Genomic DNA, 22,212 nt, shown 5'->3' with positions numbered 1-22,212 from the left:
AAGCCCTACTTCTTCTTGTCGGCGGACGACTCGGTGGACAGCGCGGCGACGAAGGCCTCCTGGGGCACCTCCACGCGCCCGACCATCTTCATCCGCTTCTTGCCTTCCTTCTGCTTCTCCAGCAGCTTCCGCTTACGGGAGATGTCACCGCCGTAGCACTTGGCCAGGACGTCCTTGCGGATGGCGCGGATGTTCTCGCGGGCGATGACCCGGGCCCCGATGGCGGCCTGGATCGGCACCTCGAACTGCTGCCTGGGGATCAGTTCGCGCAGCTTCTTCGCCATGTCGACGCCGTAGGTGTAGGCCTTGTCCTTGTGGACGATGGCGCTGAACGCGTCGACCGGCTCACCCTGCAGCAGGATGTCCACCTTGACCAGCTCGGCCTCCTGCTCGCCGGCGGGCTCGTAGTCGAGCGAGGCGTAGCCGCGGGTGCGCGACTTGAGCTGGTCGAAGAAGTCGAAGATGATCTCGCCCAGCGGCAGCGTGTAGCGGATCTCGACCCGGTCCTCCGACAGGTAGTCCATGCCGAGGAGCTGGCCGCGCCGCCCCTGGCAGATCTCCATGATCGCCCCGATGAACTCGGACGGCGCCAGGATCGTCGACTTGGTGACCGGCTCGAAGACCTGCCCGATCTTCCCGCCCGTGGGGAACTCCGACGGGTTGGTGACCGTGAGCTCCTTGCCGTCCTCCATGACCACGCGGTAGACCACGTTGGGCGCCGTGGAGATCAGCGACAGGCCGAACTCGCGCTCCAGCCGCTCCCGCACGATCTCCATGTGCAGCAGCCCCAGGAACCCGACCCGGAACCCGAACCCGAGCGCCGCCGACGTCTCCGGCTCGTAGACCAGCGCCGCGTCGTTGAGCTGCAGCTTGTCGAGGGCCTCGCGCAGCTCGGGGTATTCGTCGCCGTCGATCGGATAGAGCCCGGAGAACACCATCGGCTTGGGGTGCTCGTAGCCCGCCAGCATCTCCTTGGCCGGCTTGGCCGACGAGGTGACCGTGTCACCCACGCGCGACTGGCGCACGTCCTTGACGCCGGTGATCAGGTAGCCCACCTCACCGACGCCCAGCCCCCGCTCGGAGACCTTGGGCTCGGGCGAGATGACGCCGATCTCGAGCGTCTCGTGGGTGGCGGCGGTGGACATCATGAGGATGCGCTCGCGCTTGCTCAGGTGGCCGTCCACGACTCGCACGTACGTGACGACGCCACGGTAGGTGTCGTAGACGGAGTCGAAGATCAGCGCCCGGGCCGCCGCGTCGGCGTCGCCCACGGGGGCGGGGATCTCCCGGACCACGTGGTCGAGCAGCTCGCGCACGCCCTCGCCGGTCTTGCCGGACACCCTGAGCACGTCGGACGGGTCGCAGCCGATCAGCCCCGCCAGCTCCTCGGCGAACTTCTCCGGCTGCGCCGCCGGCAGGTCGATCTTGTTGAGGACGGGGATGATGTGCAGGTCGGCGTTCATGGCCAGGTAGAGGTTGGCCAGCGTCTGCGCCTCGATGCCCTGGGCCGCGTCGACCAGCAGGATCGCGCCCTCGCACGCCTGCAGCGACCTGGACACCTCGTAGGTGAAGTCGACGTGGCCGGGCGTGTCGATCATGTTGAGCACGTGACCGTCCCACGGCAGCCGCACGGCCTGCGACTTGATCGTGATGCCCCGTTCGCGCTCGATGTCCATCCTGTCGAGGTATTGGGCACGCATGGAGCGGTCGTCGACCACGCCGGTGATCTGCAGCATCCGGTCGGCAAGGGTCGACTTGCCATGGTCGATGTGCGCGATGATGCAGAAGTTGCGGATCAACGCGGGGTCGGTCTGGCCAGGCTGAGTGCGCACCGAAGTCCGTTTCGACAGGGTTGAGGTCGAGCAGTCTTTCATGGTGACATGCCCGGGTGAATGCCCGAACCGTCATCCGCCACGGCCTGCGCCTGCTCACGCTTGCCTTGGCCATCGTGCTCGCGCTGGTCGGCCTCCTCGCCGCCGCGCTCCGTCTCCAGTTTACCGGTGCACCGGCGGCCTGGGCGAAGAGCACGGGCAACGACGCGCTCTGGCTGGGCCACGCGTGGGTGGACGGCCGCCGCACGGAGCGCGACGTCGAGCAGCTGGCGGTACGGCTGCGCGCCACGGGGATCAAGGACGTGTACGTCCACTCCGGCCCTTTCAACTGGGACGGCACCTTAAGTCCCGACAAATACCCCAACGCCGGAAATTTCGTGAAGTGGTTACGCGAGCGCCTCCCCGCCGTCCGCATCTCCGCCTGGCTCGGCCAGGCCGTCAAGAACGGCCTCGACCTCGACGACCCCAAGGCCCGCGAGAACATCCTGTCCGGCGTCGCCGCCATCATGAAACAGGGCTACGACGGCATCCACTACAACTTCGAGCCGATCGGCGACGGCGACACCGAGTTCCTGGAGCTGCTGGAGCGCACCCGCCGGCATACCAGCCTGCTGTCCACCTCCACCCCGCAGATCGAGCCGTACCCGGGCCTGCGCCTGACCGCCAGGGCCCTGCTGTCGCACGACAAGTACTGGTCGCAGGGCTACTTCAAGCAGGTCGCGGACCGCGTGGACCAGGTCGCCGTCATGACGTACGACTCCTTCACCCCCCTGCAGTCCCTCTACGGCGGCTACGTGGCCCGCCAGGCCGAGCTGGCCCTGGACCTGGTGCCCGCCGCCAAGGCCCTCTACATCGGCGCCCCGGCCTACCACGACCACGGCGTGGCCTGGGCGGACAACGCCGAGAGCGTCGCCATGGCCGCCGAGGGCGCCCGGCTCGCGCTGTCGGAGCACGGCCGCCGCGAGCGCTTCGGCCTGGCCCTCTACGTGGACTTCGCCGCCACGGAGGAGGACTGGCACGAGTACGCCACACGCTGGCTGATCGGCTAACCTAGGGTTCCCGCGCCGAGCGAGCGCCGAGCATCCGAAACGCCGATGCTCAACTACGCGTTGATTTGAGAGCCGACCTGAGTTATTGGTATCCTGTTCAACTGCGTGTGGCGCGCCCTCTCTCGAGCCCGCGCGCCCCATCCATCACTCAGACTTTCACCGAGGCTTCTTCGTGGCGAACATCAAGTCCCAGATCAAGCGCAACAAGCAGAACGAGAAGGCTCGCCTGCGCAACAAGGCGGTCAAGTCCTCTCTGAAGACGGCTGTCCGCAAGTTCCGCGAGGCCGCCGAGCAGGGCGACACCGAGCAGGCCGCCGTGCTGCAGCGGGCCGCCGCCCGCCAGCTCGACAAGGCCGTCAGCAAGGGCGTCATCCACAAGAACCAGGCCGCCAACCGCAAGTCCGCGATCGCCAAGCAGGCCGCGGCGCTGGCCGCCAAGTAAGCCGGCCGCCGGGCAGAACGCCTGGCACAGGAAACGCCGCACTCCCTCCGGGGGTGCGGCGTTCTCGTTTTCGCGCCCTTTTGTCACAGTTTCGATATCACATGCCCGTATCGGGTGCGTCACCGTTCCAAAGATCGCCTTGCCCCGCCGCCCAGACCTGCCAGAAGGTGCACTAAAACGGGGCGAAGGGGGACACATGCGGGGGCCGTTGGTCGTCAAACGGGCGCTCAGCGAGCCGCTGCTCCTCCTGGCCGCCTTCGGCTCGATCCTCCTGGCCACGACCACGCTGGTCGCGCTGACCATGTACGCCTCCTCCATCGCGGACGCCGGTGTCCGCCGGACGATGGAGACGGCCTCCTACCGCCAGACCGCCGCCACCGTCAGCGCCCCCGTGACGGCCGAGACGTTCCCGAAGTTCGACCGGTCGGTACGCGCCGAGTTCGCCAGGGCCTACACCCGGCCGCCCGCCGTCACCACCAGCTTCCGCTCCGACTCCTACGTCATGCCCGGCCAGGACGCCCAGGAGCGGCCCGAGCTGCTCAGGTTCGGCAGTTACGACGAGCTCGACCGGCACGCCAGGCTCGTCTCCGGCTCCTGGCCGCACGCCGGCGGGGAGCGGGTGGAGGCCGCGATCTCGCTGTCGGCGGCCTCGGCGACCGGGTTCAAGGCGGGGCAGGAGTTCACCACGAAGGGCCGCCTCGACCCGCGCCCGGTCACGGTCCGCATCGTGGGCGTGTTCCAGCTCAACGACCCCTTCGGCGAGCGGTGGGCGGGTGAGCAGCTGCTCAGCCGGGGTGTGGAGCGCGGCGAGTTCACCACGTACGGGCCGCTGATGGTGGCGCGCGAGACGTTCGTCGCCCGCTTCGCCACGAGCGTGAACGCGACCTGGACCGCCGTACCCGACCTGCGCGCGCTCACGCCCGCCCAGCTGCGCCCGCTGGCCGGAGCGATCGACCAGCTGGGCGCGCGGCTGAAGGCGGACGGCTGCGGCAGTTGCGTGGCCGCCAGCCGCCTGCCCGAGATCCTGACCCAGCTCGACACCGCGTCCCTGGTCGCGCGTTCGACGATGCTGATCCCGGTGCTGCAGCTGCTGTTGCTGGCCGCGTACGCGCTGATGCTCACCGCCCGCCTGCTCGCCGACCACCGCCGCATGGAGGTGGCGCTGCTGCGTTCGCGCGGCGCGGGCACGGTGCGGCTGGCCGCGCTGGCGGGCGGCGAGGCGCTGCTGGTGGCGGTGCCGTGCGCGGTGGTCGCGCCGTTCCTGGGCCCGCCGCTGCTCGCGCTGGTCAACCTGCTGCCCTGGATCAGGGCGTCAGGGGTACGGCTGGCGCCCTCGGCCGATCTCGGGACGTTCCTCGTGTCGTTCGGCGTGGCCCTGGCCGCGGCCGCCCTGCTGGTGCTGCCGGCGCTGGCGGGCGCGCGGCGCACGTACGTGGAGGAGCAGGCGGCGCGCGGGCGCGGCGGGCGCGGGCTGATCGAGCGGGCGGGCGCCGACCTGGCGCTGCTGGTCGTGGCCGGGCTGGCGATCTGGCAGCTCCAGCGCTACGGCGCGCCCGTGACCGCCACGACCGCCGGCGGGCTCGGCATCGACCCGCTGATCATCTCCGGGCCGGCCCTGGCCCTGCTCACGGGCGGCATGCTGGGGCTGCGGCTGGTGCCGCGCGTCTCGAAGCTGGCCGAGCGGGTGACGTCCAGGCGGCCGGCGCTCGCCCCCGCGCTGGGGGCCTGGCAGGTGAGCCGGCGGCCGCTCAAGTACGCGGGCCCGGCGCTGCTGCTGACCATGGCCATCGCGATCGGCATCGTCTCCATGGCCACCGCCTCCACCTGGCGGGCCTCGCAGGCCGACCAGGCCCGCCACCAGGCCGGGGCCGACCTGCGGCTGTCCGGTCCCCCTGACGGGCCGGAGCTGGGGGCGCTCGGGCGCGGGACGGCGTTCACCGCGCTGCCCGGTGTCACGGCGTACTCGCCGGGGTTTCGCGGGCAGACCGAGGTGAGCGGCGAGAGCGCGCTGCTGCTCGGCCTGGACGCGGGCAAGCTCGGCGAGCTGTTCCACCTGCGTGCCGACCTGTCCGCGCAGCCGGTCGGGGAGCTGTCGCGGGCGCTGGTGGGAGATCTGGCGGGCAAGCTGGACCTTCCCGGGCAGCCGTCGGCGCTCACGCTGCGGGCGGAGGCGGACGGCGACCTGCCGCTGCGGCTGGTGCTCTCCGACGCGCTCGGCGTGTGGCGCGACGTGTCGCTCGGCGTGCTGCGCAAGGGTGAGAACCGGATCGACGTCGACCTCCGGGCGCTGGCCGGGCGTACCGGGAAGATCACCTATCCGCTGTCGCTGCGCGGCCTCGTCGCGGGCGCCCCCCAGAGCCCCGCGAACCTGACCCTGACCGGCCTCAGCGCCGACGGCCGCGAGGTGGCGACGCCGCCGGTGTCCATGAAGGTGACGCGGCCCGCGGCCGCCGGCCTCGCGCCGCTGCCGAAGCCGGGGCCGCTGCCGGTGGTGCTCACCGCCGACCTGGCCGCCTCGCTCAAGCTGGCCGTCGGCCAGGTCGGGGCGGCCAGCATCGACCGCAGGGTGCTCCAGGTGAAGGTGGTGGGGGTCGTGGACAGCATGCCGACCACCCCCGCGGGGCAGAAGGCGGTGCTCGCCGACTGGGGGACGCTGCAGACGTACGAGCTGGCCGCCGGGCAGCTGCCCAGGCCCGCCACCGAATGGTGGCTCGCGGCCGGTGACACCGCGCCCGCGGTGAAGGCGCTCCAGACGCGGCCCGAGTGGGACGTGACCGCGCTCGACCAGCGCAGGCTCGCGACCGAGCTGCGGGACGACCCCCTGGCCAGCGGGTTGCAGGGGGCGCTGATGCTCGGGTTCGCGGCGGCGCTGGTCTTCGCGACGCTCGGGTTCCTGGTGAACGCGACCGTCGCGGCCCGGGAGCGCATGGGCGAGTTCGCGATCCTGCGGGCGCTCGGGGTGAGCTCCAGGCAGATGTTCGGGGTGCTGGCGGTCGAGCAGGCGTTCGTCATCGGGCTGTCGCTCGTCGCGGGCACCGGGCTCGCCGTGGTCGTCGGCGTGCTGGTGGTGCCGCACATCGTGCTGACCGGGCAGGCCTCGGCCGTCACCCCCGGCGTGGTGCTCGACATCCCGTGGGCGGCCACCGCGGCGATGCTGGCGCTGGTGGCCGCGGTGCTGCTCGCCATCGTGGCCGGGCTGGCCCGCCGCCTGCGCGGGCAACACGGGCAACTCGTGGAGGAACGGTGAGGATCGCCCTGCTCGCCCGCGTGCACCTGGGCACGATGGCCGTGCTCTTCGTGCTGGCGCTGAGCGCCTGCCTGCTGGTCGCGGGGTTGCCCAGGGCGATGCAGGCGTCGTTCGACGAGGCGCTGCGGCGTTCGCTGGTCAGCGCCCCCGCGGTGCAGGCCGACCTGACGGTGTCCGTGGAGTCGCGTTCGTCCGAGGAGGACCTGCACGAACGCGGCCAGTTCGACGCCCGCGACCGCCGCTGGCGCCAGATCCTGCCGCCGGCGCTGCGCCCGCTGGCGACCGGCGCGGGCCACATGAGCGCCAAGACCACCTTGACGCCCGTGACCGGGACCCGCGGCCACACCCACATGAACCTGGGCTGGCTCTCCGACGCGGACCGGCGCGTGGACTGGGTCCAGGGGCGGGCGCCCGGCAAGCCCTCGACCATGCGGTACGAGGGCGCGACGATCCCGGTCTTCGAGGTGGGGATCGTCGCGGACGCCCTGCCCGAGCTGGGCTTCGAGGTGGGCCAGACCAAGATGGTCGGCGAGAACGACTACGCCGCCCTGAAGATCGTCGGCGCCTTCAAGGCCAAGGACCCCCATGACCGCTACTGGTCGCACAACGTCGACCTCCTCCAGGTCATCAAGGCGCAGACGCCGGGCAGCGACGAGCTCGAGAAGCACGTCACGACGCTGATCCCCGAGGAGGGGCTGACCGCGCTCAGTGGCGAGGGGCGCAACCTGTCCTACCACTGGGTCCTGCCGATCGACGCCCGCGGCGCGAGCGCGCTGGCCGCGCCCGACATCCAGGCTGCGGTCGCCGAGTTCGGGCGGGTGGCCGCGCTCCAGTCGACGGGCAGCCCGTACCGTCTGGACACCGGGCTGTCCAAGCTGCTCGCCGAATTCCTCTCTGCCGTGGGCACCGCGCAGACCGTGATGTACCTGGTGCTCGGCGGGCTGCTGGCGGTGGCGCTCGGCGTGATCGCGCTGGTCGTGCTGCTGCTGGGCAACCGTCTCGATCACACGCTGTCCCTGGCGCGGGCGCGGGGCGGGTCGCTGCGGCAGGTGGCCGGGACCGGGGCGCTGCTGACCGGCGTCGCGGTGCTGCCCGCCGCGCTGGCCGGGTACGGGCTGTCGTTCCTCGTGCCCGGTCCCGTGCTGCCCATCGTGCACCTGGGGCCCTTGGTCGTCGTCGTGGCGGCCGTCGGGTTCGCCGGGACGCGGCTGGCCCTGGTCCATCGCACGCCGCTGCACGAGCGCCGCGACGACGTGTCCGCCGGCCGGCCCTCCGCCCGGCGGGTCACGCTGGAGGTGCTGGTGGTGGTGCTCGCGCTGGTCGGCGCGTACCTGCTGCGGGCCCGTGGCGCCTCGCAGGACCCGTTCCTGCTGCTGGTGCCCGTCGGGCTGACGCTGGCTGCGGCGTTGATCACCTTGCGCTGCTATCCGTACCCCTTGCGGCTGTTCGTACGGCTGGCCGCGCGCGGCCGGGCGGCCGTGCCGTTCCTGGGGCTGACCAGGGCGGCCAGGGCGCGCTCCGCCGGCGTGCTGCCCGTGCTGATCCTGCTGCCCGCGCTGGGCGTGTCGGTGTTCGCCGCGGTGATCTCCGGCGGGATCGCGGACACGCAGCGGCTGGCGTCCTGGCAGCAGGTGGGCGCGCCGATCAAGGTGAGGTCGGACATCGAGATCCCCGCCGCCTCGATCGACCGGATACGGGCGACGCCCGGGGTCGAGCAGGTGGTGATCGCGCAGACCGGACGGGTGCAGGTCGGGTACGGCGCGGAGCGGGCCGAGGCGCTCGCCGTGGACGTGGCGCAGTGGCGCCAGATCCTGGACGGCGCCCCGATCAGCGTGCCCCCGGTGTCCGACGGCGCGCTGGTCTCCCCTGAGCTGCGGGGACGGGGGACGTTCGAGATCGGGTGGCAGTCGCGGGTGAAGCTCGCCACGCGGGGCGTGGTCGAGTCGGTGCCCAGTTTCTTCACCTCGGGGAAGTTCATGGTGGTGCCGCTGGGCGTGCTGACCCGGCCCGCCCCGAACACCCTGCTGATCAAGGGCGACGTCTCCCCCGAGGTGCTGGCGCGGCTGGTCCCGTCCGCGACCGTGGAGTCGCAGGAGGGGGCGCTGAGCGCCATCCAGGACGACCCGCTCACCAGCACCGTGCGCCGGACGCTGGTCGTGGTGACGGTGGCGCTCGGCTCGTACGCGCTCGTCGCCGTCGTGCTGGCGCTGGTGATCGGCGCGGCCGAGCGCGCCGGCGCGCTGTCGTTCCTGCGCACGCTCGGGCTGTCGGACCGGCAGGCGCAGCGGCTGACCGTGCTGGAGATCCTGCCCATGATCGTCGTCACCGCCCTGGTCGGGCTCGGCCTGGGCCTCGGCCTGCCGTTCGCGCTCGGGGCCGGCGTGGACCTGTCGTCGTACGCCGGCGGCCTGCCGGTCGGCGACTACTCGCTCGACCTGTTCGTGCCCGTGCTGCTGGCGGGCGGGCTCACCGCCGTCGCCGTGCTCGGCGCGTACGCGCACACCGCCATCAGCCGCCGCCGTAACCTCGGCGCCGTCCTTCGAGTGGGGGATCTGTCTTGAATCCGACCCTGTCCGAGCTGGAAGCCAGGGCCACGCGGGAGAAGGCCGCGTTCGGCGGCGACGCGCACATCGTGTGCGACAACCTCGTCCGCATCTACAAGACCGAGGGCGTGGAGGTCGTCGCGCTGCAGGGGCTCGACCTGGTGATCGACAAGGGCGAGCTGGTGGCCATCGTGGGCGCCTCGGGGTCGGGCAAGTCGACCCTGCTCAACGTGCTGTCCGGGCTGGACGTGCCGACGGCCGGGGTGGCCAGGGTGGCGGGGATGGACCTGCTGTCGATGAACGCCCGCGACCGGCTGCGGTACCGGCGGTCCGTGGTGGGCTTCATCTGGCAGCAGACCGCGCGCAACCTGCTGCCGTACCTGTCCGCCAGGGAGAACGTCGAGCTGCCGATGAAGCTGGCAGGTCGCCGCGGGGGTCGCGCGCTGGAGCTGCTGGAGCTGCTGGGCGTCGGCTACTGCGCAGACCGCAAGATTCCCGAAATGTCGGGCGGCGAGCAGCAGCGGGTCGCCATCGCCGTCGCGCTCGCCAACTCCCCGCAGCTCATCCTCGCCGACGAACCCACCGGCGAGCTGGACAGCGAGACCTCGGAGCAGGTGTTCGACGCGCTGCGCAAGGCCAACAGGGAGCTGGGGGTGACCGTGGTCGTCGTGACGCACGACCCGCTGGTGTCGGAGCAGGTGGACCGTACGGTGGGCATCCGCGACGGGCGTACCAGCAGCGAGACGCTGCGGCGCGAGGGCGCCGAGGGGCAGATCGTCGCCGAGGAGTACGCCGTGCTGGACCGGGTCGGGCGGCTGCAGCTGCCGCGCGACTTCATGAACGCGCTCGAGATGGAGCGGCGGGTGCGCCTCGAGCTCGAATCCGACCACATCGGCGTGTGGCCCGCCCGGGAGGAGCCCTCTGATGACTGACTCGCCCCTGGTCGTGGTGGAAGGGCTGCGCAAGGTCTACCGGACCGGGCCCAAGGAGGTCGTGGCGCTGCGGGACGTGTCGTTCTCGGTGTTCCCCGGAGAGCTCGTCGCGGTCCGCGGGCGCTCGGGGTCCGGGAAGACGACCCTGCTCAACCAGATCGGCGGCCTGGACAAACCGGACGCCGGCCGGGTGGTCGTCGCCGGGCACGAGGTCACCGCCATGTCCGAGGACGACCTGCTGGCCCTGCGCCGCGACGTGGTGGGATTCGTGTTCCAGTCGTTCGGGCTGATCCCGGTGCTGTCCGCGGCCGAGAACGTGGGGGTGCCGATGCGGCTGCTCCGGACGCCGGCGGAGGAGCGCGAGGCCCGCGTACGTCTCCTGCTGGCGCTGGTGGGGTTGGAGCAGCATGCCAACCAGCGGCCGTACGAGCTGTCCGGGGGGCAGCGGCAGCGGGTGGCCATCGCCAGATCCCTGGCGAACCGGCCCCGGCTGCTGGTGGCCGACGAGCCCACGGGGCAACTGGACTCGCAGACCGGGCGGCAGATCATGGAGCTGCTGCGGGCCCTCGTACGGAGTGAGGGGGTCACGGCCCTGGTCGCCACCCACGACCCCAGCTTGATCACGCTGGCCGACCGGGTCCTGGAGATCAGCGACGGCATCATCCACGAACCGGCCCTCACCTGACCCACCCTCAGCCCTCGGTTTGCTCCGATCGCCGACCGGTGGTAGGCCAGTGGGACATTTCAGCTGATCGGAGACATGCGTGACTCTTCCGCCGTTCCGCATCGAGGTACCCGGCGACGTGCTGGACGACCTGCGAGCTCGACTACGCGCGACCAGGTTCACGGACCGCACCGGCGCCAAGGCCTGGCAGGCCGGCGCCGACCCCACGTACCTGCGGGAACTGGTGACGTACTGGGCGGAGGACTTCGACTACCGCGCCCGGGAGGCCGAGCTCAACGCGCTGCCGCACCACCACGAGCAGGGCCTGCATTTCGTCCGGATCGCCGGAGTCGGCCCCGCGCCCATGCCCATCCTCCTCTGCCACGGATGGCCGAGCAGCTTCCTGGAGATGCTGCCCCTGGCGGCCCGCCTCGCCGATCCCGCCCGCCACGGCGGCGACCCCGCCGACGCGTTCGACGTCATCATCCCGTCCATGCCGGGCTTCCTCTACTCCGATCTGCCGCCGGAGCCGCTCACCCGGGCCGCGATGGCGCGAATGCTTCACACGCTGATGACCGAGACCCTCGGCTACGACCGGTACGCCGCCTTCGGCGGCGACATCGGCGGGGCGGCCACCCAATGGCTGGCCGCTCTCTACCCGGAGGAGGTGATCGGCATCCACCTGATCCATCCCCCGTTCCCCGCGTCGTTCGACGATCCTCCGATGTCGGCGGACGAGCAGGCGTTCGTGGCTGCCGAGGAGGCGTACGACGAGCTCGACGGCGGCTACAGCGCCATCATGGGAACCCGGCCCGACACCATCGCAGCCGCCCTGATCGACTCACCCGCCGGACTCGCCGCCTGGATAGTCGACAAATACCGGGATTGGAGCGACTGCCACGGCGACCTGGAGTCCCGCTTCGACCGCGACACCCTGCTCACGATCCTGACCCTGTACTGGGCGACCGGCTCGATCGGCACGTCATTCAGGCAGTACTACGACTGGGACCACAACACCCCCCGCCCAGCCATCACGGTGCCCACAGCCATCACCCTCAGCCACGAACCATGCATGTCCGGCATCCCCCGCTCGATCGCCGAACGCGCCTGCACCGACCTGCGCCACTGGAGTGAACCCGGCCGCGGGGGCCATTTCCTGGCCCTGGAGGAGCCTGCGCTGATGCACATGGAGCTGACGACGTTCTTCCGCCCTCTACGCCCAACCCCCTGACCAACTCCTCGTGGCTCAACCGCATCAAGGCGCAGTTCACCGCCTTGCGCTACTTCGCGCTGGACGGGACCGACCATGCCAGCCACGAAGAACAGGGCAGCACGATCCGCCGCTACATCACCTGGCGGAACCGGCATGCAGACGACGTCCGCCTCCGTCAGATCGTGACCAGGGCGAACGTCGCCTGAGGCGGCACTAGACGAGGATGACGCGGCGGCCGCGGGTGTGGCCGGCGCGGCTGTCGATGTGCGCCTTTGCGGCTTCGGCCAGCGTGTAGGTCTTGTCGACCGGGATGTGGAGCTTCCCCCGCGCGATGAGCGCGGCGGCCTCGGCGAGTGCTTCCGGCACGCTTCCGGCCTCGCCGGAGAATCGGACGCCGAACTGCGGCGCGCTGAGGTCGGCGATGGAGACGACCTTCTGCGGGTCCCGGGTCAGCTCCAGGAGTTCGGGAATCACGCCGGAGCCGGCGAGATCGAGGGCCGCGTCGATGGGACCGAGCCGGCGCACTCTGTCGACCCAGCCGGAGCCGTATGTCGTGGCGAGAGCACCGAGGCTGCGCAGATAGTCCTGGTTCGCCGCCCCGGCTGTGCCGATCACCGTGATGCCACGGTCGCGGGCGATCTGCAGCACCGCGGACCCGACTCCGCCGGAGGCGCCACTGACCAGGAGCGTCTGCCCGGGCTGGACGCCGACCTGGCCGATGATGCGCAGCGCGGTCTCGACCACGGAGGGATACCCGGCCGCCTCTTCGAAGGACAGGCCGTCCGGCATCCGAGCCCAGGCCGAGAGCACGGCGAACTCGGCGTAGGTGTCAGTGCCCTCGCCGAACACGCGGTCGCCGATTTCGAACCCTTCGACGCCCTCCCCGATCTCGTCGACCACTCCTGAGGCGTCCAGTCCGACTCCGGCCGGCAGCCGGATCGGATGGGCCTTCAGAATCTGACCTTCACGAATTCTCCAGTCGACGGGGTTCACGCCTGCTGCCCGCACCGCTATGCGTACCTGGCCGGGGCCCGCGTGGGGTTCCTCGGCCTCAATGATGTGCAGGACGTCCGGACCGCCGAACTCGGTGAAGTTCACTTTCTTCATGCGGCAGACCATAACACTAACGGTTAGTTTTTTGAAACGGTCATGCTTTCACACCTGGTAGTGTTAACCCATGACCGAGCAGCCCGGACGCCGCGAGCGCAAAAAGGCCGCAACCCGCCAGAAGATCGCCGACACTGCCCTGCACCTGTTCGCCGAGCGCGGCTACGATGCGGTGGGCATCCGCGAGGTAGCCGCCGAGGCCGACGTGGCCGTGACCACGGTCTTCTCCCACTTCAGCTCGAAGGAAGCCCTGGTCTTCGAGCAGGACGAGGACTTCGAGCAGCGCCTCATGCGGGCGGTCACCGACCGGCAGCCGCACGAGGCGCTCATCCCCGCTCTGCGCCGCGAGATCCACGCCATGGTGCAGCACTGCACGGCGGACGGCGCCGCCCCGCTGTGGCGCATGATCGAGGAATCACCGGCGCTGCGGCAGTACGAGGAGTCGATGAGACAGCGCCACGCCCGGTCGCTGGCAACGGCCATCGCCACCGACCTGGACTTGCCGCAGACCACGCCGACCTGCAGCGCAATCGCACGCTTCGTGGTCGATGCCTTCTCGGTCGCCCGCGAAACGGACGACCCGCAAACCGCGGTGGACGAGATCTTCCGCATGATCGAAGCGGCTTGGGCGGTCGCTGGCGCCACTCCACCTACGCGGGAGAGCGTTGCGGTGTGAGGCGCTGGGGATGGAGAACGCGCCGACCGAGCACGGATCCCGACCGGCGCGTCGCAAGCTACAGGGCAATCGTTGCCTGATAAGGCACTTGTGCCCTTGACGGTTGGGCAACAACCCAAGCCGCTCCTTCTTTGCACCACCGGCCGCATGCCCAACCAGCGCCGCTCACCGGACCACCCAATACGCCGAGCCGATGCCCGAGCCCGAGCCCGACGGCCCGGTACAGTACGGCCAGTCCGTATGGGCCTCTCCGGCCTGGCGCCAACCGACACCCCTAGCGGGGCGTCGACCGCCGGCTACCGCCCCGTGCGGCTGGCCACGATCACCTGCACCGCGTGCTCCAATGCGTACGCCGGGTCCGCTCCCCCACCCTTGACCTGCTCATCCGCACTCGCCACAGCCTGGATCGCCCTGGACAGCCCTTCAGGCCCCCACCCGTTCAGCTGCCGCTTCACCCGATCGACCTTCCACGGCGGCATGCCGACATGGCTGGCCAGCTGCCCACCTCGGAGGTTGCGCGGTGCGCTGCCGACCTTGGCCAGCGATCGCAAGCCCCCGGCCAGCGCACTCACCAGCAGCACGGGGGCGACCCCAGTGCCGAGAGCCCACCGCAGTTGCTCCAGCGCGTCCGCCAACCGGCCCTCGACAGCGGAGTCGGCCACGTTGAACCCGGTGACCTCGGCCCGGCCCTTGTGATAGCGGGCCACGGCGGCCGCGCTGATCGTCTTGTCCTCCGTGTCGAACACCAGCTGGCTGCACGCCGCCGCCAGCTCCCGCAGGTCGTTGCCCACGGCGTCGAGCAACGCCTGGGCCGCGTCCCCGGAGATCCCTCGTCCGGCCCGCTTGAACTCCCCCTTGATGAAGTCGAGCCGCTCCCCCGCCTTGGTGACCTTGTTGACCGTGACCACCTGGGCCCCGGCCTTCTTCACTCCGTCGACCAGCGCCTTCCCCTTCACCCCGCCCGGATGCGACAGAATGAGCACGGTGTCGTCGGAGGGCTGCTTGGCATAGGTGACGACCTCGGCGGTGACGTCCTTGGAAAGATCCTGGGCCGATCGGATCACCACCACGGAACGATCGCCGAAGAGCGACGGAGAGGTCAGCTGCGTCAGCTCACCGACCGCGACCTTCCCGCCCATGAGGTCATGCACCTCAGCTTGCGGGTCGCCGGCCCGCGCCGCCGCGACGACAGTGCTCACGGCCCGCTCGGCCAGCAGCTCCTCATCGCCGAGGACCAGGGTCACAGGTGCTGGATCGGTTCCCGCCATGTCAGGCAGCATGCCATGCGTCACCGACAACCCGGTACTCGGAGCGCACGCCCTGCCGGGACGGGGCCGTGTCGGGACGGGGCCGTGTCGGGACCGGCCGTGTGCGGACTGCGGGGCTGCGTGGCTGTGGGCTGCGGGCTGCGGGCTTTGTGGGGCTCTGTGTGGTACAGGAGTGCGCGGTGCGGATGGCGGGACTTGCGGAGCTGCTGCGGGACCGTATGGGCTACGGACGGTGTGAGGTTACGGGCCGCGCTCATCTGAGCGCCCTGCGGTCCAGCCCTAGACGGCCCACTGCCCGCCGTGTCGGGACGGGCCGTGTGCGGACTGCGGGCCGTGAGGCCGTGAGGCCGTGAGGCCGTGAGGCCGTGAGGCCGTGAGGCCGTGAGGCCGTGAGGCTGCAGGCTTTGCGGGAGTGCGCGGTGCGGATGGCGGGACTTGCGGAGCTGCGTCGGGACGGTATGGGCTACGGACGGTGTGGGGTTACGGGCCGCGCGGAACTACTGCCATCCGCCCCTCCCGCTCCACGATGGCGAGGTCGCCGGACTGGTCGGTCCGGTAAACGCTGGCTCCCAGCCGACGCAAGGCGGCAAGCGTGGACAAGGCGGGATGGCCGTAGTCGTTGTCGGCGCCCACGCTGATCAAGGCCGCCCGTGCGCCGACAGCCGCCAAAAAGGCCGGGGATTGCCGGTTGGATCCATGGTGCGGGGTCTTGAGGATGTCGGCCTGTACCGCTGTCCGGCGCAACAGTTCGTCCTGTGCCTCCGTCTCCAGATCACCACTGAGCAGAACGGATCCGGACCGCCAGCGTACGTGGACGACCACGCTGGAGTTGTTGATGGCGCTGCCCTCTCCTTGCCCGTTCATCTCGCCCAAGGTGGGGTCGGGACTGAGCACGGTCAGCTCTGACGGGCCGAAGCGCCACCGAGTTCCGGGTGAGGCCGTCCATTCCGGTATCCCACGGCGTTCCAGCGTGGCCGAGAGATGCGCGATGGCTCGTGCGCTCGTGCGCTGCGGGCTGACGACCACGGCGCCGACGCGCCGGTTGCGGAGTACGCCGGGGAGGCCGTTCACATGGTCGGCGTGCGGGTGGGTGAGGATCAGGAGGGGTACGTCGTCGACGCCGAGCCTGCGTAGGCACCGATCCATGATGATCGGATCGGGGCCCGTGTCGACCACGATCCCTCTTCCCGGTCCGGCCGCCACGACGAGCCCGTCCCCCTGACCGACGTCGCACATCACCATCAGCCACCCTTTGGGTGGCCAGGAGCCGACGATCGGCCGGATCACCAGTACGGCGACCAAGGCCGCCCCGGCCACGGTCACCGCCACGGCTCTCCATGCCCTGCGCCGCAGGATCGGCACGACGACCGCCACCGCGAGCAGCAGCAAGCCCAATCCCGGAAGTCCGCCGGGCCATGGCACGGTGGCGAAAGGCAGGTTCACTGCCCAGCGGGCGACGATGATGATCCACCCGACCGCGTATCCGGCCGGGACGACGAGAAGCTCCGCACCGCCGGGCCATACGGGTGCCACCAGGGCGGCGCCGAAACCGAGCAACGTCGCGGGGGCCACCGCTGGGGCGACGAGCAGGTTGGCGATCACGGCGACGGGCGTCAACTGCCCCGACATCAGCACCAGAATGGGCGTCACCGCCACCTGGGCGGCCACCGGCACAGCAAGAGCCTCAGCCATCCAACGCGGGAACCGGTACGGCACCTTTGTGTTGTTCTGATCGTCGGTGTCGTCCTCGGCTTTTGGGGATGACAGGCGGTCGCGCCAGCGTGGGGCGAGGATGAGGATCCCGGCGGTGGCTGCTACGGAGAGGGCGAAGCCGTACGAACGGGCTAGTTCTGGGGCGAACAGCACCAGGAGGAGGACCGTTGCCGACAGGGCCGCGAGGCCGTCCTTAGCTCGGCCTGTGCCCAGTGCGATGGCGGCGGCAAGGCCCATCAGGAGGGCGCGTAGAACGCTCGGGGAGGGGCGGGCAACCACGGCGAACGCGAGCATCGCGATGGCAGCGAAGACGGCCCTCACCGGGAGGGAGAGCCCGATGAGGCGGGAGAGGGCGAGGGCGGCGCCGGCCACGATTGCGAGGTTTGCTCCGCTTACCGCGTTCAAGTGGCTCAGGCCCGCCTCCTTGAGGTCGGACGAGACCTGGGGATCCATTCGTGAGACGTCGCCGACGACCAAACCCGGCAGGAGGCCTTGCTGGTCGGTCGGCAGGGTGGCAGAGGCTGCCCGGAGGCCCGATCTGAGGCTGCCTGCCGCTGTTTGGAGCGGGGACGGGGGTGTCAGGACTCGCGGTGGACCTTGCACCAGGAGGATGGCCGCTACGAGGTCGCCTGGGGTTGGCTTGGCCAGGCGGCCGGTGACTTCGACGTGCTGGCTGGGGAGCAGGGCGCTCCAGTCGTGTCCGTTGGCGAAAACGGTGATGGGGACGCTGACGGCCTGCCGGTTGCCGGCCGTTTGGATGATCTCCAGGGTGGCTGGGGTCACGTAGCTCTCTTGGTTGAAGTGACCGCTTCTGGGTTGTCGGCGCTTGGGGTCGTCCGTCAGGGCGATCTGGGCCTTGATGGAGGTGTTCTTCTTGGCCAAGTCGGCTGCTGGGCCGGTGGTCAGGGCGTGAACTCTGAGGGCGATCGACGTCGAGGCGGCGGCCGCGCAGATGAGGGTGGCGATGGTGATGTTGCGCCAGGGGGTGGGGTGAGGTGGTCGCCGTACATTCTGCGAACTTTGATGCTGCTCGGTCTGGCCGGAAGGGAGGCAAAGTTCTCGCCACGTCTGGCGGGGTGGGGCCCATGCAGGGTGGGCGGTGTCGGTGGGTGACTGTGAACGTCCATCCATGGACATCGAAGGCCGCGGAGACCGATGAGTGAGCCTGGCCAGCAAGATCGGGAGGTGGGTGGGCCAGGGCCAGGCGCGGCTGGCGAGGCGCTGGTCGATCATGGTCCCGCACCCGGCGGCCCAGTCCCCATACCGGGCGGTCGAGCCCTCGTGCTGGGTGGCCGGGTCTCCGTGTTGGGTGGTCCGGGTGTTGGGTGCTTGCCGGGATGGGAAGCGGGTGCGGCGCAGTGTGGATCGGGCGGGCCAGGCTACGGCTGCGGCGGCCAGGGATGTGGATAGGGCGACGATCAGGGCTGTGTGGGCGGAGCAGCCGAGTAGGACCAGGGCACTTGCCCAGGCGGCGAGTGCGGGGAGGATGAGGGGCCAGGTGTGTTCACGCTGGGCAGTGTCGGGATCGGGGTGAGGGGCTCCGGTGCTCGTGCCGGCTCCGTCGGCGGGCCGGGTGCCGTCGGGTCGGGGGTTGGCGTTGTGTTGCCTTGGAGATGTTGGGTGGGCGTTGTCGGTACGCGGGGTGGCCATGTCAGACGCGGACCTTTGGTTTGATTTCGTCGTACTTTCGTGGGCCTATGCCGGTTACCTCGCGTAGTTGTTCGACGGTGGTGAAGCCGCCGTGGGCGTCTCGGAACTCGGCGATGCGGGCCGCCAGGACCTCGCCCACTCCTGGGAGTTGTTCGAGTTGGTCGGTTGTGGCGGAGTTGAGGTCGAGCACGGTGGTGGCCGGGTCTGTGCTGGTTGAGGCCTGAGTTGCCTGGCCGGCGGGGGCGCCCACGACTATCTGCTCGCCGTCGATCAGGCGTCTGGCGAGGTTGAGTGCCCCTGGGGAGGCGCCGCGGGACACGCCGCCGGCTGCTGCCACCGCGTCCGTGACTCGGGCGCCTGCGGGGAGGAGGTAGACGCCCGGTTTGCGGATCTTGCCGGTGACGTGGACGGTCACCTTGGCGACGGCGGTCGGGGACGGCGATTTTGGTGGCTGTGAGATCGGGGCGGGAGGAGGCAAGGGCTCCGGTGCGGGCTGGGAGCGCCAGAGGAAGAACACTGCTACGGCTGCCGCGAGGGCTCCCAAGGCCAGCAGGACTCGGAGGCCGGGCTTGCCTGGGTCGAGGGCTGGGGCTTGGGAGGTGAGGGCTGCGCGGAATGCTTGGAAGGTGGGTGGTACGGGGGCGGGTCCGCACCTTGGGTCGGGTGATGGCGATGCTTTTGGTTGCTGGTTGGGGATTTGGCCGGGTGCGGGTGAGGTGACGGCATCGTCATGGTCATGTCGCTCTGAGAGTGTTGAGGGAGCGTCGTCCCAGCGGCTTTTCCCACCACCTGATGCTGCGGGTGCAGGGTGCTCCCAGCGGCTTCCCTGGCGCAGGGTGGTGAGGGCGGCCTCGTCCCAGGCTTCGCTCTCATGGGACTCGGTTGAGGGCTGCCCGGCTTGGTGTGCTGAGGTGTGGCTCCGTGCCTGATCCCCGGCCGCCGGCTCGGGCATGGCGCCGGTGAGCCGGCCGAGAGAACGGCGGGAGCGGCGGGAAGGCGCGGTGATCGACCGTAGCCGGGACTCGGCTATGGTCCGCTCTGCCGTGGGGTCGGGGGTTCGCACGGCTGAGAAGGTAGATCCTCGGCGGTGCTCGTGGAGGTTCCGAACCGCGTTCTGGGGATGGGGTGGGAGATGAGCGCAGGGGGTGTGGACAACAAGGTCGGCGCGATCAAGGTGAGCGTGCAAACGCGCTCAAGGACTGCGCAGGAGCCTGAAGGGTCATGGATGGGTGTCGCCGGGCCGGGCTGTTGTGCTGGGTGTCGCCAGGCTGGAGGGGCGCGTTGGGTGCCCAGGGTTGGACGGCTCCGCCGGGCATCACAGGGCTGGAAGATGTGGGGCTGAGGTCCCTGCTGGGCGTCGGAAAGCTAAGGGCCTGCCGGGTGTCCGGGCCCAAGACGCCATGCTGCGCCTCGGAGGGCAAGGGGCCTGCCGGGTGTCCGGGCCGAAGACGCCATGCTGGGCCTCGGAGGGTAAGGGCCTGCCGGGCGATTTGGGGGCTGGGGTCCCTCAGGCGAGGTGGCGTGCGTTTGGCTTCGCCAAAGGTCAGGGGGTGTGGGATGTGACCGTGAGGCCCAGCATGCCGGGCCCTACGTGGACGCCGATCACCGCCCCCACCTCCACCACCCGCAGCTCCACCAGACCGCCCAACCGCTTCGGCAGGCGTTCCGCCAGGGCCTCGGCGCGCTCGCTCGCCCCCAGATGCTGTACGGCCGCCTCCACGGCCCCCTCGCCCGCCGCGTGGACGGCGAGGTCCTCCAGGCGGGCGATGGCGCGGGAGGACGTGCGGACCTTCTCCAGGAGCGAGATGCGGCCGTCGGCGATGTGGAGCAGGGGCTTGATCATGAGGGCCGAGCCGACGAGGGAGGCGGCGGTGCCGATGCGGCCGCTGCGTCGTAAGGCGTCGAGGGTGTCCACGTAGAAGAACGTCCGGGTGGTCTCCATGCAGCGGCGGGCCGCCGCCGTCACCGCCGGAAGGGCGGCGCCGCTCGTAGCGGCGCGGGCGGCGGCCAGGACCGGGTAGCCGAGGCCCATGGCGATCGAGCGGCTGTCGATGACGTCCACGGGCACGGGCGCGTCGGCCGCGGCGGTCAGTGCGGAATCGGTGATGCCGGACATGTCGCGGGAAACGTGGATCGAGACGATCGCTGTCGCACCGGCGGCCGCCAGGGAGGCGTAGCAGGAGGCGAAGCTCTCCGGGGCGGGTCGGGAGGTGGTGGCGGCGGTGAGGTCGCCGGTGAACAGCGGCTCGTCGTACGAGACCCCGCCGGCGATCACCTGGACGGGGACGACCGTGACACCTGGTACGGCGGGCAGGTAGGCGGTCGAGTCGGTGACCACGGCGACCGAGGGCGGCATAACCCCGAGAGTAACTACTGGACCGGCGTCCCACCCCGCCACACGCGGCGCGGCTTGAGACCGAAGGACCAGGCGAAGGCGCCCTCGTGGTCGGCGTCCCACTGCACGATGTCGGCCAGCCGGCCCGGCGCCAGGACGCCGCGGTCGGGAGCGCCCAGGACGGTGGCGCCGCCGAGGGTGGCCGCGCGCAGGGCGTCGTTGACGCTCATCCCGAACGCCGACACCGCCATGGCGATGACCAGCGACATCGAGGTGATGCCGCAGAAGCCGGGGTTGTGGTCGCTGCCGAGGGCGATCTGGACGCCATGCTTGATCATCTGGCGGACCGGCGGGAGGTGGCCGCGCTGCAGGGCCGTGGCCGGGCAGACGACGGCGGGCACGCCGTAGCGGGACATGATCGCGATGTCCTCGTCCGACATGTGGTGCAGCCCGTCGGCGGAGGCGCAGCCGAGCTCGGCGGCCAGCTGGACGGCGCCGCGGCGGCTGTAGAGGCCGGCGTGGATGCGCGGCAGCAGCCCGACGTTGCGCCCCGAGGCCAGCACCCAGCGGGACTCCTCGGTGGTGAAGTGGCCCTCGTCGCAGTAGACGTCGACGCTGTCGGCGCCCGCCGCGGCGGCGTCGGCGCACCAGGCACCCACGGCCTCGACGTATTCGCGCTGCCGCCCGAAGTACTCGGGCGGCACGGTGTGCGCCGCCAGGAAGGTGACGTGCACCCGCGGCATCATCGGCTCCTTCTCCAGCTCGCGCAGGAGCCGCACGTCGGCCAGCTCGCCGTCGCGGGTGAGGTGGTAGCCGGTCTTGGCCTCGACCGTGGTGGTGCCGCTGAGCAGCCAGCTCCGCAGCCGCTCGCGCACGCCGTTGCACAGGGTCCACGGGTCGGTGCCGCGGGTCACGGTGACCGTGGAGCCCACGCCGCCGCCCGCCGCGGTGATCGAGGCGGCGCTGGAGCCGCCGGTGCGGATGGCCAGCTCGGCGTAGCGGTTGCCGGCGTAGACGGGGTGGGTATGCGCGTCGATGAGACCGGGCGTGACGAGCGCGCCGCCGAGGTTTTCGACGTGGTCGACGTCGACGATGTCGTCGACGACCCCGGGGACGCTCTGCGGGAGGTCGGGTGCGCGCCCGACCCACGCGATGCGGTCGTTGTGCACGAGGATGGCGGCGTTGCTGAGGACCTCGTTGCCGGTCCACAGGCGGCCGATGTTGGTCAGCAGTCGAACGGTCACCGCATCACCGCCCTGCGTGATCCCCCGCCCGCGCACCGGCATGGGCGCAGCGCACAGCTCAGGGGCTGTGCCGCGCCCACTGAGTCCGCTCCGGGTCCGGACGACATGGGGGGTCTCCTGCTCTCATCCGCATCTTGTTGTGCGGTGACCGTATCGCCAGAGTCATGATCCGGCGATTTCAGTTCAGTTACGTTATTTCACAGCTGGGCTTGCTGTACAGGGTTATTCGGAAGAAAGACCACTGATCCCAACCGTCACCCAGCCCCACCTCGTCCCCAAGGCTCCCGTTGACGACCT

Annotated in this window: 15 protein-coding genes; 8 read left to right on the top strand and 7 right to left on the bottom strand. The window is 70.6% G+C overall.

Annotated features, from left to right (window positions below; genetic code table 11):
- Window positions 1-5: 5 nt before the first annotated feature.
- A complete protein-coding gene (gene lepA / locus H4W80_RS47620) occupies window positions 6-1,832 on the bottom strand; it encodes a translation elongation factor 4 (protein ID WP_192791089.1) in 1,827 nt (608 codons plus the stop codon).
- 56 nt (window positions 1,833-1,888) lie between these two features.
- Between lepA and H4W80_RS47615 the strand changes: the two genes are divergently transcribed.
- The 7 genes from H4W80_RS47615 (at window position 1,889) to H4W80_RS47585 (ending at window position 11,940) form a co-directional block, all read left to right on the top strand.
- Window positions 1,889-2,881, top strand: coding sequence for a glycoside hydrolase family 18 protein (locus H4W80_RS47615; RefSeq protein ID WP_192791088.1), 993 nt, complete (start codon window positions 1,889-1,891; stop codon window positions 2,879-2,881).
- A gap of 172 nt (window positions 2,882-3,053) precedes the next feature.
- Window positions 3,054-3,323 (top strand): 30S ribosomal protein S20, encoded by a 270-nt coding sequence (rpsT, locus tag H4W80_RS47610; protein ID WP_192791087.1) that lies wholly within the window; start codon window positions 3,054-3,056, stop codon window positions 3,321-3,323.
- Window positions 3,324-3,519: 196 nt separating this feature from the next.
- Entirely contained in the window at window positions 3,520-6,570 is a 3,051-nt protein-coding gene (locus tag H4W80_RS47605; RefSeq protein ID WP_192791086.1) for an FtsX-like permease family protein, read from the top strand.
- Window positions 6,567-9,131 carry an FtsX-like permease family protein gene (locus H4W80_RS47600; protein WP_192791085.1) on the top strand — a complete coding sequence of 855 codons (2,565 nt, stop codon included), beginning with the start codon at window positions 6,567-6,569 and terminating at the stop codon, window positions 9,129-9,131. The genes H4W80_RS47605 and H4W80_RS47600 overlap by 4 nt, the downstream gene beginning before the upstream one ends.
- Window positions 9,128-10,045 carry an ABC transporter ATP-binding protein gene (locus H4W80_RS47595; protein WP_192791084.1) on the top strand — a complete coding sequence of 306 codons (918 nt, stop codon included), beginning with the start codon at window positions 9,128-9,130 and terminating at the stop codon, window positions 10,043-10,045. The genes H4W80_RS47600 and H4W80_RS47595 overlap by 4 nt, the downstream gene beginning before the upstream one ends.
- Window positions 10,038-10,730 (top strand): ABC transporter ATP-binding protein, encoded by a 693-nt coding sequence (locus tag H4W80_RS47590; protein WP_192791083.1) that lies wholly within the window; start codon window positions 10,038-10,040, stop codon window positions 10,728-10,730. The genes H4W80_RS47595 and H4W80_RS47590 overlap by 8 nt, the downstream gene beginning before the upstream one ends.
- A gap of 79 nt (window positions 10,731-10,809) precedes the next feature.
- Window positions 10,810-11,940 (top strand): epoxide hydrolase family protein, encoded by a 1,131-nt coding sequence (locus H4W80_RS47585; RefSeq protein ID WP_192791082.1) that lies wholly within the window; start codon window positions 10,810-10,812, stop codon window positions 11,938-11,940.
- A 195-nt stretch (window positions 11,941-12,135) separates the two neighbouring features.
- Here the strand turns inward: H4W80_RS47585 and H4W80_RS47580 are convergent, their stop codons facing one another.
- Window positions 12,136-13,029 carry an NADP-dependent oxidoreductase gene (locus H4W80_RS47580; protein ID WP_192791081.1) on the bottom strand — a complete coding sequence of 298 codons (894 nt, stop codon included), beginning with the start codon at window positions 13,027-13,029 and terminating at the stop codon, window positions 12,136-12,138.
- Between the two features lie 70 nt (window positions 13,030-13,099).
- On the opposite strand from H4W80_RS47580, the gene H4W80_RS47575 reads away from it, so the two are divergent.
- Complete coding sequence (locus H4W80_RS47575; protein WP_192791080.1) at window positions 13,100-13,705, top strand: TetR/AcrR family transcriptional regulator; 606 nt, start codon at window positions 13,100-13,102, stop codon at window positions 13,703-13,705.
- A gap of 296 nt (window positions 13,706-14,001) precedes the next feature.
- On the opposite strand, the gene holA is transcribed toward H4W80_RS47575, so the two are convergent.
- The 5 genes from holA to hutI all read right to left on the bottom strand — a co-directional run bounded on the left by holA (window position 14,002) and on the right by hutI (window position 21,915).
- Complete coding sequence (gene holA / locus H4W80_RS47570) at window positions 14,002-14,973, bottom strand: DNA polymerase III subunit delta (protein ID WP_225964058.1); 972 nt, start codon at window positions 14,971-14,973, stop codon at window positions 14,002-14,004.
- A gap of 480 nt (window positions 14,974-15,453) precedes the next feature.
- Entirely contained in the window at window positions 15,454-17,568 is a 2,115-nt protein-coding gene (locus H4W80_RS47565) for a ComEC/Rec2 family competence protein (protein ID WP_225964057.1), read from the bottom strand.
- Window positions 17,569-18,337: 769 nt separating this feature from the next.
- Window positions 18,338-18,751 carry a ComEA family DNA-binding protein gene (locus H4W80_RS64045; protein ID WP_318787389.1) on the bottom strand — a complete coding sequence of 138 codons (414 nt, stop codon included), beginning with the start codon at window positions 18,749-18,751 and terminating at the stop codon, window positions 18,338-18,340.
- A gap of 1,128 nt (window positions 18,752-19,879) precedes the next feature.
- The gene (locus H4W80_RS47555) at window positions 19,880-20,692 is read right to left on the bottom strand and encodes a DegV family protein (protein ID WP_192791078.1); all 813 of its coding nucleotides are present in this window, start codon (window positions 20,690-20,692) and stop codon (window positions 19,880-19,882) included.
- Window positions 20,693-20,706: 14 nt separating this feature from the next.
- On the bottom strand, window positions 20,707-21,915 hold the full coding sequence (gene hutI / locus H4W80_RS47550; RefSeq protein WP_192791077.1) for an imidazolonepropionase: 1,209 nt from the start codon (window positions 21,913-21,915) through the stop codon (window positions 20,707-20,709).
- Window positions 21,916-22,212: the final 297 nt, after the last annotated feature.

The sequence above is a fragment of the Nonomuraea angiospora genome (assembly GCF_014873145.1).
Classification (GTDB): Bacteria; Actinomycetota; Actinomycetes; order Streptosporangiales; family Streptosporangiaceae; genus Nonomuraea; species Nonomuraea angiospora.
Note: the sequence above shows the minus strand (reverse complement) of the source record. Positions and strands in the feature narration are given on the sequence as shown.